Raw genomic sequence first — 13,225 nt, 5'->3', positions numbered from 1 at the left:
CTCGGCACCTCGGCACCGCGCGCCGTCATCCGCGCCGTCCTCCCGGCGGGCTCCCGCCCCGCCGGACCCCCGCCGTGGCCCGCCGGAACCGGCACCGGCGCCCGTGCCGGCCGCCGCTCCGGCCGCGGCCCGCCTCCCTGCCGTGGGCGGCGGGCCGTCCCGCCGGCCGCAGCAGGGGGCCGGGGTGGCGGCGAGCCCCGACGGCGCCCCGACGGCGCCTTGCCGTTCCCACCGGGCTGCCGTCGGCGCCGGAGGTCAGTCGTCGCGCCCCTCCGTCGCCGGCAGCCGGTGGAACGCCCGGTAGACGGCCTGCGCCGCGGCGCGGTTCATCCCCGGCACCGCGGCCAGCTCGTCCTCGCTGGCCCGGGCGATGGCCTCCAGCGAGCCGAAGGCCTCCAGCAGCGCCTTGCGCCGGCGCGGACCGATGCCCGGGATCTCCTCCAGCACCGAGTGCAGGCCGGCGCGCTGCCGCAGCTGGCGGTGGTAGGCCAGCGCGAAGCGATGCGCCTCGTCCCGGATGCGCTGGAGGAGGTGCAGGGCCGGGGAGTCCCGGGGGATGACGATGGGGTCCGGCCGGTCGGGGGCGAAGACCAGCTCGAACCGCTTGGCCAGGGCGAACACCGGGATGTCCACCAGCCCCAGTCGGTCCAGCACCTCCTGGGCCGCCGAGAGCTGACCCTTGCCGCCGTCGATCAGGATCAGATCCGGCAGGTCGCCGAAGCCGCGCAGGGCTTCGCGCCCCCCCTCCCCGTCGCCTTCCGGCACCACCCCGCCGCCGTCGTCGGCGGAGCCGGCCCCATCCGCCGCCTCAGCCGGGGACGCACCGCCTCCCAGGGCCACCTGGGGCGCGGGGGCGGCCGCCGGCCGCGTCCCGCCCAGCGGCTCGCCGAGTTGGGCCGCCCCGGTACCGGCGGCCCGGGCACGCGGACCCTCCTCCACCGGGATCCCCTGCGCCTCGAGGCCCCGGCGCAGCCGCCGGTAGAGGACCTCCTGCATGCTGGCGAAGTCGTTGGGCGCCTCCACCGTGCGGATGCGGAAGCGGCGGTACTCCGCCTTGGCGGGTTCGCCGTCGATCATCACCACCATCGAGCCGACGGGCTGGGCGCCCTGGAGGTTGGAGATGTCGTAGCACTCGATGCGCCGGGGCGGCTCGTCCAGCTCCAGGTAGCGGGCCAGTTCCTCCAAGGCCCGGCGGGCCCGGTCCTGGCGCACCCGCTGGTCGGTGGTGGCCTGGGCCAGCAGCAGCCGGGCGTTGTGCTGGGCCAGTTCGACCCAACGGCGCTTGGTGCCCCGCTGGGGCCGGTGGAGCCGCACCTGGACGCCCCGCCGCTGGCTGAGCCAGCGGGCGATCACCTCGGCCTCGCCGGGCGGAAGCTCCACGGGGAGCAGGATCTCCCGGGGCACGAAGGTCGCCCGCCCGTAGTACTGCGTGAGGAACGCGGCCAGCAGCTCGCCGTCCTCCAGGCCCTCGACGCCCGTCATGGCCAGCTGCTCGCGGCCGATGACGCGGCCCTCGCGGACGAAGAACACCTGGGCGTGGGCCCGGTCGCCCTCCCGGGCGATGCCGATGGCGTCCTCCTCGCCGCGCCGCGGGCTGGCCACCTGTTGCTGCTCGAGGACCTGGTGGAGCGCCCGCAGCTGGTCCCGCAACTCCGCGGCCCGTTCGAACTCCCACCGCTCCGCCGCCGCCTGCATCTCCGCCTCCACGCGCTCCAGCACCGCCCGCGACCGGCCCTCGAGGAACGCGATCAGGTCGCGGATCATGGCGTCGTACTGCTCGCGATCGCAGAGGCCGGCGCAGGGCGCCAGGCAGCGCCCGATGTAGTGATGCAGGCACGGCCGCCCGCCCCGACGCAGACGGTGGTCGGAGCAGCTGCGGTACGGGAAGACCCGCCGGATCAGGCGCAACGCCTCCTGCAGGGAGGCGGAGAAGGTGTACGGCCCGAAGTAGCGGGCGCCGTCGTCCTGGACCTGGCGCACGATGCTGACCCGCGGCCAGTCCTCGTGGACGTGCACCTTGAGGTACGGGTAGGTCTTGTCGTCCCGCAGCCGCACGTTGTACCGCGGCCGGTAGCGCTTGATCAGCGTGTTCTCGAGGACCAGGGCCTCCACCTCGTTGCGGGTGACGATGAACTCCAGGTCCGCCGCCCGCTGGACCATGCGCTGGATCCGGGCGGGCAGGTGGCGGGCCGCCTGGAAGTAGGACCGCACCCGCTGCCGCAAGGACCGCGCCTTGCCGACGTAGAGCACCTGGCCCTCGCGATCCTTGAACAGGTAGACGCCGGGTTGCTCGGGCAACTCCGCCGCCTTCTGCCGGAGGCCGGCGGCGGCCGGTTCGGCCGGTTCGTCCGTAGGCCCGGCCGCTGCCGTCGCCTCCTGCGCCGGGGAGCCGGCGTCAGGCGTCTCGGCCTCGGCGCCCGGGGCCCCGGGTGTGCCAGCGTGCACCCGCACGGCGGTCCGCTCCGCGTCACCGGCCCGGCCGGGACGGGGCGGGGCAGCGGCCACCGCCGCGGCGCCGGGGACGTCCGCGGAGGCCGGGCCGGGACGGCGGTCCGGAAGGGAGGGCGCCCTCCGGGACCGCCCGGCGACGGCCTCCACCGGGGAGCCGCTGTCGGGGTGGCGATCCGCCTGCCGGCCGCTGGCGCGCGGGCGCGTGCTGTCCCCCGGTCCAGGGGCGGCGCCCCGCCCCTGGCGGGCAGGGACGGCACGGTCCCCGCCGGACGTCGCCCGGTCCTGGCCCGGGCGGGACGTCTGGATGGCTTCGCCCGCGCCCTGGGATCGCTCGCCGGTGGTCACCGCCGTCGCCTCCCTCCGTCCCGTCCCTCCGGGACCGCCGCACGCGAGTGCTAGGGACCGGGGTCGGGGGCCGCGGCCCGCGGCCCGCGGCCCCCGACCCCGTGCGGTCCCGCAACCCGCATCGATCATAGCACGCCGGCCAACAGCTTGACCGAACGGCCATTCCCCCCTACAATCCCGGTAGGGAACACGTGTTCGATACCGGGGGGTGAGCCCGTGCGTCCCCGCGCCCGGCGCATCCAGTACCGCTGGTTGCCCTGCAAGTCCCTGATCAATCGGGTTCCGGAGGGCATGCCCTTCCGCTGGAGCATCAACCCCTACCGCGGTTGCACCCACGGCTGCGTCTACTGCTATGCCCGGGCCACCCACCCGTACCTGGGCCTGGATGGCGGCGTCGACTTCGAGTCGGTGATCTTCGTCAAGGCCGGCGCCGTCGAGGCGCTGCGCCGCGATCTAGCGCGGCGCAGCTGGGCGCGGGAGCTGGTCGCCATCGGCACCGCCACCGATCCGTATCAGCCCATCGAGGGCAAGTACCGGTTGATGCGGGGCATTCTGCGCGCCCTGATCGACGCCGACACCCCCTTCTCCATCACCACCAAGAGCACCCTGGTCCTGCGGGACCTGGACCTGCTGATCGAGGCGACGCGGCGCGCCGGGTGCACGGTCAACCTCTCCATCCCCACCGTCGACCCGATCCTGTGGCGACGGCTCGAGCCCGGCACCCCCCATCCCCGCCAGCGGCTGCGGGCCCTGCGGCGGCTGCGCGAGGCCGGGATCCGGGCCGGCGTGTTCCTGGCCCCGATCCTCCCAGGCATCACGGACGATCGCGACCACCTGGAGGCCGTGGTGCGCGAGGCGGCCCGGCACGGCGCGGCGTTCCTGTGGCCCGGCGTGCTGCACCTGGGTCCCGGCGTCCGCGAGTGGGTGTTCCCCGCCCTGGCCCGCATCCGCCCGGATCTCATGCCGATGTACCGCGCCCTCTACCGCGGCCGGGACGCCGCCCCGTTCTACCGCGAGAGCGTCCTCCGCCGCGTCGAGGCGTTGAAGGTCCAGTGGGGATTGCCGCGCCAGGCGCCGGATCGGCCCCAGCCCGCCCGCCCGGCCGTGGCGGCGCGTGGCGGCGCGGGCCCGACGACGGCTGTGGCGAGCATGGGCCCCACGGCGCCCGCCCCTTCCCAGGTCGACCGGTGGACGAACCGGCCCGCCGCCGGGCCGCCGGCCCCGGAGGGCGGACGGACCGCCGGCCTCCCGGTGGGCGATGCCCCGGGCCGCGATGGGGCGGCCTCCCAGCGGCGGGGCCGTCGCCGGGGAGCGGTGCCGGACAGCCAGCAGCTGGCGCTGCCCCTCCCCGGCGCATAGCGCCGGGGGACCGGGGCCCCGGTCCCCCGGCCGCCGCCCGGGGCCGCGCACCGCGGTTGGGGGCCGTTAACAGCTTGCCGAAATATAGTCAGACATAGGCAAACATCTGTACTACATTTCCAATATGAAGCTCTCCGAGTGGGCCAAGCGTGAAGGAATCAGTTCCATCACCGCCTGGCGTTGGTGGAAGGCGGGGCGGTTGCCCGTTCCCGCCCGGCAGGCCCCATCCGGGACCATTCTCGTGGACCTTCCGGCTCCGGCGAAAGGGGAGACGGTGGTCTGCGCTTGCGTTTCCTCGCACGACCAGAAGAACGATCTCGACCGCCAAGTTGCCCGGGTCACGGCATGGGCAACGGAACACGGGTTTCCTGTGGACCAAGTGGTGACGGAAATCGGGTCCGGGCTGAATGGGAAACGGGCGAAGTTTCGCCGGCTTCTGGCCGACGCATCGGTTGCCACCATTGTGGTGGAACACCGCGATCGGTTGGCCGCTTTGGGGTGGAGTACCTGGAAGCCGCTCTCGCGGCCCAGGGGCGGCGCATCGTCGTCGTGGATCCGAGCGAATCAACAGAGGACCTTGTGCGCGACATGATTGAAGTGCTGACCTCCTTCTGCGCTCGGCTGGATGGCCGACGGGGAGCGCGGAATCGGGCCATGCGGGCCCTGGCTGCAGCCCGCCGGGGCGATGCCGAATGAAGGTTCTTCAAGCGTACCGCTTCGCCCTGGACCCCACACCCCGCCAGGAACGGGCGCTGGCCTCCCACGTGGGCGCCCGCCGCTTTGCCTTCAACTGGGGCTTGGCGTTGGTGAAGGAGCGCCTGGAAGCCCGCGCCCGGGGTGAGGATGTGGAGGTGCCCTGGACCCTCCCCGCCTTGCGACGGGAGTGGAACCGGCAAAAGCACGTCGTCGCCCCCTGGTGGCGGGAGAACTCGAAGGAAGCCTACGCCTCCGGTCTGGACGGGCTGGCCCGGGCCCTACAGAACTGGTCCAAAAGCCGCAAAGGTGAACGTAAGGGACGCCGGGTGGGGTTCCCCCGGTTCCGGAAGAAGGGCCGCGGGCGGGAGTCGGTGCGGTTCACCACCGGCGCGATCCGGGTGGACGACAAGAGCCACGTCGTCCTGCCCCGGATCGGGCGGGTGAAGACCCACGAGCCGACCACGGCCCTGCTCCGGCGCATCGAAGCGGGGACAGCCCGCATCCTGTCCGCCACGGTCGCCCGGGAAGGGGGCCGGTGGTTCGTCAGCTTCACCTGCGAGGTGGAGCGGCAGCCGGGCCGCCCTCGGTTCCCCTGGCGGGTGGTGGGCGTGGACGCGGGGGTGAAGCACCTGGCGGTCCTTTCGACGGGTGAGAAGTGGCCGAACCCCCGGTCCCTTGAAGAAGCCCTCCGAAAGATCGCCCGATCCAGCCGCGCCCTGGCCCGCCGCCAGAAGGGCAGCCGGGGGTGGCACAAGGCCCGCCGCCGGCTGGCCCGGCTCCATGCGCGGGTCCGGAACCTCCGCCAGGATGCCCTTCACAAGCTCATACACCACCTCGCGAGCACCTACGGTGTGGTGGTGGTTGAGCAGCTGCACGTGGCGGGCATGATGAAGAACCGGCGGCTGGCCCGGGTGCTGGCCGATGCGGCCCTGGCGGAGATCCGCCGCCAGCTCAGCTATAAGTGTCCCTGGCACGGCGCGGTCCTGGTCGAAGCGCCGCCCTTCTATCCCAGCGGCAAGCGCTGCTCGCGGTGCGGTTCGGTCAAGCCGTCGCTGCCGCTTTCGCAGCGCGTTTTCCGCTGTGAGGAATGCGGGCTCGTGCTTGACCGGGACGAAAACGCGGCGCGGAATCTCGCGGCCCTTGTGGCCGCCGTCGCCGGGAGTGGCCCGGAGACGAAAAACGCCCGTGGACGGGATGGAAGACCTGCCGCAAGGCAGGCAATCCCGGAGGAAACGGGAAGCCGGCACCGGCGCATGGCCGGGTAAGACCGGCACCGCTGATCCGCAAGGATCAGCTGCCTGAAACAGATGACGATGTTTCAGGTAACGGTTCCGGCCCGTTCCCCGTCATGTCCCGTCGGCGGTCATATCGGCAGCGTGCGGCGACCATACCGTCTTAGGGGTCGAGGCCGGATCGGGCCGGGGCCGGGTCGAGCCGGCCTCCGTCGACCCGGGCCGCAAGGATCGGTCGCCGCCGACCGCGGGTCCCGCCGGCCCGCCGGACTGACTGGGCCCGGGGCCGTCGGGGCCCCACCGGGGAGCCCGCGGCGGTCCGCCGACCGCAGGCGGCGCCCCGGACCGGGCATGGCGGCGGTCGCCTGGCCCCTGGCCCCGCGGCACGGCCCGGGCGGCAGGGGCGGCTCGCCAGGAGGGAACGGACCGGCCCGCCGTCGAAGATGGCCCGATGGCCTGGAGGCCCGGCCTGCCGGCCGATGCGGCCCGATGCCGCCCGCCGTGCCTGGGGACCGGCGTCCCCCCTGGAGGGATCGATGTGACCACCGATCCGTCGCCGCCATCGACGCAGCCGCCGAGCGAGGCGCGGGGTGGCCCCGGTGGCCCGGCGCCCCCGCCCGCCCCGGCCCCGACCTGGTCGGCCCTGGTGTCGCTGGCGACCGTGCTGGCCGCCGCCGGGGTGGCATGGCTCGTCTGGTGGGTCCTCTCCCACTTCGCCCGCACCTTGACCCTCCTGGGCCTCGCGGGGATCCTGGCCTTCCTCCTGGAACCGGCGGTCAGCTTCCTGGAGCGGGGCATGCGGAGCCGCGCCCTGGCGGCCCTGGTCCTGTACCTGGCCTTCGTCGCCCTGGTGGCCCTGGGCGTGGTCTACCTGGCGGGTCCCATCAAGGAACAGGCCCAGGAGCTCTTCTGGGCGGTGCCTCGGTACCGCGAGCAGGTCGAACAGGCGGTGCCGCTGCTGCAGTCCTACCTGGCCGCGTTGCGGGAGTACCTGGCCCGCTACGGTGTCAGCCTGGAACCCCACGAGCTGGCCGGCCAGTTCCTGGAGCGGGTGGCGGGCAACACGAACCGGATCCTCGCCGGCGTCACCGCGCTGATCACCGGGGTCGGCACCACGCTGGCCAACGCGCTGCTGGTCCTGGTGATCTCGATCTACCTGGTGGTCGACGGGTCGGGCCTCAACCGCCAGATGCTGGGCTACCTGCCCCGGCGCTACCGCGCCCCGGTGCGCCGGGCGCAGGCCGTCGCCCTGCGGGTCTTCGGCGGGTACGTGCGGGGCCAGTTGCTGCTCGGCCTGATCATCGGCCTCGCCGTGGGCATCGGCATGAGCGTCCTGGGCATGCCGTACCCGGCCCTGCTGGGCGTCATCGCCGGCGTCATGGAGCTGCTGCCCATCATCGGCGCGGTGCTGGGCGCGATCCCGGCCATCCTGGTCGCCCTGTTCCAGCCCTGGCCCACGGTGCTCTACGTCACCCTGTTCTTCGTCGTGGTCCAGCAGCTGGAAGGCAACCTCCTGGTGCCGCGCATCACCGGCCAGGCGGTGGGCATGCACCCCCTGGCGACCCTGCTGGCGCTGATGGCGGGCTATGAGGTGGCGGGCATCGTGGGCGCGATCCTGGCCGTCCCCGTGGCGGCGGTAGCCCAGGCGCTGCTGCGCGAGTTCAGCCCGCCGGACCCCGACGCCCCCGGCGCCGGCGGCCCACCGGGCCGCCGGCGCCGGCCGGGGCCCGACCAGCCCTCCACGGGGGGCAACGGCTCCCGGCCCGGGCCTTCGGCCCGGCCCGCGCCTTCGGCCGGCCAGGCGCAGCCCACCGCGCAGCCGGAGCCGCCGCCGGCGGCTCCGGCTGCGCCCGCCGCTCCGCCGCAGGCTCGCCCTGGCGGCGATCCTCCCGCCGGACCGCCGGCCCGCACCGCCGGCCTCGACCCCGCGGGCGGCACCGGCCCCGCCGGGGGTACGGCCGCCGCCAGCGGCACCCTTCCCGCCGGGGGCACCGCCTCCGCCGACAGCCAGACCTCCGCCGGCGCCAACCCCGCGAAGGGCGGGGCCGCTGCCTGTGGCGTCGCCGCCGGCGATGCCGGCGACCCCGCTGGCTGCGGCCCCAGCCCCGCCGCCCACGGCGACGGCGCGGCCCGCGGTGCGGGCGACGGCGGTCGCCCGCACCGCGGGCCGCGGATCACCATCACACGGCGGCCGGCTTGAGATGGGAGCGGACCCGCGAGCGCTGGCGCTCCAGGTGCTGGCGCAGGAACCGGCCGGTGTAGGAGGCCGGTTCCTCCATGATGGCCTCCGGCGGGCCCTCGGCTACCACCCGCCCGCCCTCGTCGCCGCCCTCCGGACCCAGGTCGATGACCCAGTCCGCCACCTTGACCACGTCCAGGTTGTGCTCGATGACGATCACCGTGTCGCCGGCGTCCACCAGCCGCTGCAGCACGTCCACCAGGCGGTGGATGTCGGCGAAGTGCAGGCCGGTGGTGGGCTCGTCCAGGATGTACACCGTGCCGCCGTCAGACCGGCGCGAGAGCTCGGTGGCCAGCTTCACCCGCTGGGCCTCGCCGCCCGAGAGCTCGGTGGCGGGCTGCCCCAGGCGGATGTACCCCAGCCCGACGTCGTAGAGGGTCTGGAGCTTGCGCTGGATGCGCGGCACCGCAGCGAAGAACTCCAGGGCCTCTTCCACCGTCATGTCCAGCACGTCGGCGATGGACTTGCCCTTGTACTTGATCTCCAGCGTCTCCCGGTTGTACCGCTTGCCCTTGCACACCTCGCAGGGCACGTACACGTCGGGCAGGAAGTGCATCTCGATCTTGATGATCCCGTCGCCCTTGCAGGCCTCGCAGCGCCCGCCGCGCACGTTGAAGCTGAACCGGCCCTTGGTGTAGCCGCGCATCCGCGCCTCGGGCGTCGCGGCGAAGAGCTCGCGGATGAAGTCGAACACGCCGGTGTAGGTGGCCGGGTTGGAGCGCGGCGTACGGCCGATGGGCGACTGGTCGACGTTGACCACCTTGCGCACGTACTCCAGGCCCTCGATGCCGTCGTGCGCCCCCGGCCGCGTCTTCGTGCCGTAGACGTGCTGGGCCAGCCGCCGGTAGAGGATGTCGTTGACCAGGGTCGACTTGCCGCTGCCCGACACGCCGGTCACGCACACCAGGAGGTTGAGGGGGAAGCGCACGTCGATGTCCTTGAGGTTGTGCTCCCGCGCCCCTCGCACCACCAGCCAGCGGCCGTTGGGCTGCCGCCGCCGCTCGGGCACCGGGATCTCCCGCCGGCCGGAGAGGTACTGGCCGGTGACAGACTCCGGGCAGTTCACCACGTCGTCCAGCGTCCCGGCCACCACGACCCGGCCGCCGTGCTCGCCCGCCCCGGGCCCGATGTCGACGATGAAGTCGGCCGCCTCGATCATGTCCTGGTCGTGCTCGACCACCACCAGCGTGTTGCCCAGGTCGCGCAGCCGCTGCAGGGTGGCGATCAGTCGCGCGTTGTCCCGCTGGTGGAGGCCGATGCTGGGTTCGTCCAGGATGTAGAGCACGCCCACCAGGCCCGAGCCGATCTGGGTGGCGAGCCGGATCCGCTGCGCCTCGCCCCCCGAGAGCGTCCCCGCCGGCCGGTCCAGCGTCAGGTAGTCGAGGCCCACGTCCGCCAGGAAGCGCAGCCGCGCGCGGATCTCCTTGATCACCTCGCGGGCGATGGTGGCCTCGCGCTCCGTCAGCTCCAGATCGTCCAGGAAGCCCAGGAGCTGACGCACGGACATGGCGGTGATCTCGGCGATGTTCTTGCCACCCACGGTGACCGCCAGGGACTCCGGCCGCAGCCGGGCGCCCCGGCAGGCGGGGCAGGGGTGGGCGCTCATGTACTGCTCGATCTCTTCCCGCTGGGCGTCGGTGGTCGCCTCCCGGTAGCGGCGCTGCAGGTTGGCCACCACGCCCTCGAAGGTCACGTACCGCTCCCGGACCCGCCCGTACCGGTTCTCGTAGCGGAAGCGGATGGGCTCCGGCGTGCCGTAGAGCAACACCCGGATGAACTCCTCCCCCGCCTCCTCCAGGGGCGCCTCCCAGTCGACCCCGAAGTGGCGCGCCACCGCCATAAGGAGCTGCGGGTAGTAGTTCGAGGAGCCGCGGCTCCACGGCACCACCGCCCCGTCCGCCAGGGACTTGCGCCGGTCCGGGATCACCAGCTCGGGGTCGATCTCCAGTCGGCTGCCCAGACCCGAACAGACGGGGCAGGCCCCGTAGGGGCTGTTGAAGGAGAACATGCGCGGGCTCAGCTCTTCCAGGCTGGTCCCGCACTCGGGGCAGGCGAAGCGCTGGCTGAAGAGCATCGGCTCCCCGTCCAGCACGTCGATCAGCACCAGGCCGTCCGCCAGGCCCAGGGCCGTCTCGATGGAGTCGGCCAGCCGGCCCCGGGCGCTGGGGCGCACCACGATGCGGTCGACCACCACCTCGATGGTGTGCTTCTTGTTCTTCTCCAGCTTGAAGCCCGGTGGCAGCTCCGCCAGCTCGCGCACCTGGCCGTCGATCCGGATCCGGACGAACCCGGCCCGCCGGGCCTCCTCGATGACCTTCTCGTGCTCGCCCTTGCGGCCCCGCACCAGCGGCGCCAGCACCTGCACCCGCGTCCCCTCGGGCAGCTCCAGCACCCGGTCGACCATCTGCTCCACCGTCTGCTGGCTGATGGGCCGGCCGCAGTCGGGGCAGTGGGGATGGCCGACGCGGGCGAAGAGCAGGCGCAGGTAGTCGTAGATCTCCGTCACCGTGCCCACGGTCGACCGCGGGTTGCGGGTCGTGGTCTTCTGGTCGATGGAGATGGCCGGCGACAGCCCCTCGATCAGGTCGACGTCCGGCTTGTCCATCTGCCCCAGGAACTGGCGGGCGTACGCCGACAGCGACTCCACGTAGCGCCGCTGGCCCTCGGCGTACAGCGTGTCGAAGGCCAGCGAGCTCTTGCCGCTGCCGCTGAGGCCCGTGATCACGATCAGCTTGTCCCGGGGCAGCTCCAGGTCGATGTTCTTCAGGTTGTGCTGCCGCGCCCCGCGGATGACGATACGATCCTGTCCCATCGCGTCACCTGCCGGCCCGGCGGGACCGCTCCCGGCGCCGGGTGCCGGCTCCGTCGCGGGCTGCCGTCGCCGCGGCCCGCAGCTCCTCGCGGCCGACGGGCTGGCCCAGGCGCCGGGCCTCGAGCTCCAGGATCATGTCCCGGAGCAGCGCCGCCCGCTCGAACTCCAGATCCCGGGCCGCCTGCTCCATCTCCTTGCGGAGCCGCTTGACGACGTCCGGGATCTGGTGCCGCGGCAGATCCGAGAGCCGCTTCCCGGCCAGGTACTCGGGCGGCCGCTCGGCGGCATGGGTCGCCTCGATCACGTCCCGCACCGCCTTGCGCACCGTCTGCGGGGTGATGCCGTGGCGCCGGTTGTATTCTTCCTGGATCTTGCGCCGGCGGTACGTCTCCTCGATGGCCTGGCGCATGGAGTCGGTGATGGTGTCGGCGTACATGATCACCTTGCCTTCCGCGTTGCGGGCCGCCCGGCCGATGGTCTGGATCAGCGCCGTGGACGACCGCAGGTAGCCCTCCTTGTCCGCATCCAGGATGGCCACCAGCGAGACCTCGGGGATGTCCAGGCCCTCGCGCAACAGGTTGATCCCGACCAGCACGTCGAAGACGCCGAGCCGCAGGTCGCGGACGATCTCCATGCGCTCCAGCGTGTCGATCTCGGAGTGCAGGTAGCGGACCTTGATGCCCATCTCCCGCAGGTAGTCCGTCAGGTCCTCGGCCATGCGCTTGGTCAGCGTGGTGACCAGCACGCGGTGGCCGCGTGCGACCCGCTGGCGGATCTCCCCCAGCAGGTCCTCGATCTGCCCGCGGGTGGGCCGCACCTCGATCTCCGGATCCAGGAGCCCCGTGGGCCGGACGATCTGCTCGACGATGACGTCGGAGACCTCCCGCTCGAAGGGACCCGGCGTCGCGGAGACGAACAGCACCTGCCCGACCCTCTCCCAGAACTCCTCGAACTTCAGCGGCCGGTTGTCCCGGGCCGACGGCAGGCGGAAGCCGTACTCGATCAGCGAGTCCTTGCGCGACATCTCCCCCTCGTACATCGCCCGGAGCTGGGGGATCGTCACGTGGGACTCGTCGATGATGCAGAGGAACGGCCGCGGGAAGTAGTCCAGCAGCGTGTAGGGCGGCTCGCCCGGCGCCCGCCCCGTCAGATGCCGCGAGTAGTTCTCGATGCCGCTGCAGTACCCGACCTCCCGCAGCATCTCCAGGTCGTACCGCGTCCGCTGCTCCAGCCGCTGCGCCTCCAGGAGCTTGCCCTGGGCCCGCAGCTCGGCCAGCCGTTCCTCCAGCTCGCGCTCGATGGACTCGATGGCCCGCTTCAGCTTCCACTCGTGGGTGACGTAGTGGCTGGCCGGGTAGATGGCCACGTGATCGCGATACGCCAGCACCTCGCCGGTCAGCGCGTCGATCTCCGTCAGCCGGTCGATCTCGTCGCCGAACAGCTCCACCCGGATGGCCCGCTCGGCCATGGAGGCGGGGAAGATCTCGATCACGTCGCCCCGGACCCGGAAGCAGCCGCGCTGGAAGTCCACGTCGTTGCGGGTGTACTGGATGTCCACCAGCTTGCGCAGGATCTGCTCCCGCGGCATCTCGTTGCCCACCCGCAGCGACAGCACCAGGTCGCGGTAGTCCTCGGGCGCGCCCAGGCCGTAGATGCAGGACACGCTGGCGACGACGATGACGTCCTTGCGCTCGAAGAGGCTGCTGGTCGCCGAGTGGCGCAGCTTGTCGATCTCGTCGTTGATCAGCGCGTCCTTCTCGATGTAGGTGTCGGTCTGCGGCACGTAGGCCTCCGGCTGGTAGTAGTCGTAGTAGCTGACGAAGTACTCCACCGCGTTGTGGGGGAAGAACTCCTTGAACTCCGCGGCCAGCTGGCCTGCCAGGGTCTTGTTGTGGGCGATGACCAGGGTGGGCAGCTGCAGCTGCTCGATGACCCACGCCATGGTGGCCGTCTTCCCCGTGCCCGTGGCGCCCAACAAGGTCACCACCCGAGCGCCCTCGCGGAAGGCCCGGGTGATCTCCGCGATGGCCTTCGGTTGGTCGCCCTTGGGCTCGAACTCCGAGACCACCTTGAACGCAGGCACGCGCCCCA

6 protein-coding genes and 1 pseudogene are annotated in these 13,225 nt (G+C 72.7%); 4 read left to right on the top strand and 3 right to left on the bottom strand.

Annotated elements, in window-relative coordinates; translation table 11 throughout:
• Positions 1–255: 255 nt before the first annotated feature.
• Positions 256–2,451, bottom strand: a complete 2,196-nt coding sequence (uvrC, locus tag Q5761_RS00910) for an excinuclease ABC subunit UvrC (protein ID WP_243123735.1) — start codon at positions 2,449–2,451, stop codon at positions 256–258.
• A 561-nt stretch (positions 2,452–3,012) separates the two neighbouring features.
• Here uvrC and Q5761_RS00905 point away from each other — a divergent pair.
• From Q5761_RS00905 to Q5761_RS00890, 4 genes and pseudogenes are all read left to right on the top strand, one after another.
• Positions 3,013–4,155 carry a radical SAM protein gene (locus Q5761_RS00905; RefSeq protein ID WP_318750835.1) on the top strand — a complete coding sequence of 381 codons (1,143 nt, stop codon included), beginning with the start codon at positions 3,013–3,015 and terminating at the stop codon, positions 4,153–4,155.
• 124 nt (positions 4,156–4,279) lie between these two features.
• Positions 4,280–4,851: pseudogene (locus Q5761_RS00900) on the top strand (IS607 family transposase).
• Positions 4,848–6,116, top strand: a complete 1,269-nt coding sequence (tnpB, locus tag Q5761_RS00895; RefSeq protein ID WP_318750834.1) for an IS607 family element RNA-guided endonuclease TnpB — start codon at positions 4,848–4,850, stop codon at positions 6,114–6,116. The pseudogene Q5761_RS00900 and the gene tnpB overlap by 4 nt, the downstream one beginning before the upstream one ends.
• A gap of 505 nt (positions 6,117–6,621) precedes the next feature.
• On the top strand, positions 6,622–8,283 hold the full coding sequence (locus Q5761_RS00890) for an AI-2E family transporter (RefSeq protein ID WP_318750833.1): 1,662 nt from the start codon (positions 6,622–6,624) through the stop codon (positions 8,281–8,283).
• Here Q5761_RS00890 and uvrA read toward each other — a convergent pair.
• Positions 8,264–11,134, bottom strand: coding sequence for an excinuclease ABC subunit UvrA (gene uvrA / locus Q5761_RS00885; protein ID WP_135224748.1), 2,871 nt, complete (start codon positions 11,132–11,134; stop codon positions 8,264–8,266). The genes Q5761_RS00890 and uvrA overlap by 20 nt on opposite strands.
• Before the next feature lie 4 nt (positions 11,135–11,138).
• Entirely contained in the window at positions 11,139–13,217 is a 2,079-nt protein-coding gene (gene uvrB / locus Q5761_RS00880) for an excinuclease ABC subunit UvrB (RefSeq protein ID WP_318750832.1), read from the bottom strand.
• Between the last annotated feature and the right edge of the window lie 8 nt (positions 13,218–13,225).

This window comes from Thermaerobacter composti (assembly GCF_033582035.1).
Taxonomy (GTDB): Bacteria; Bacillota; Sulfobacillia; order Thermaerobacterales; family Thermaerobacteraceae; genus Thermaerobacter; species Thermaerobacter composti.
Note: the sequence above shows the minus strand (reverse complement) of the source record. Positions and strands in the feature narration are given on the sequence as shown.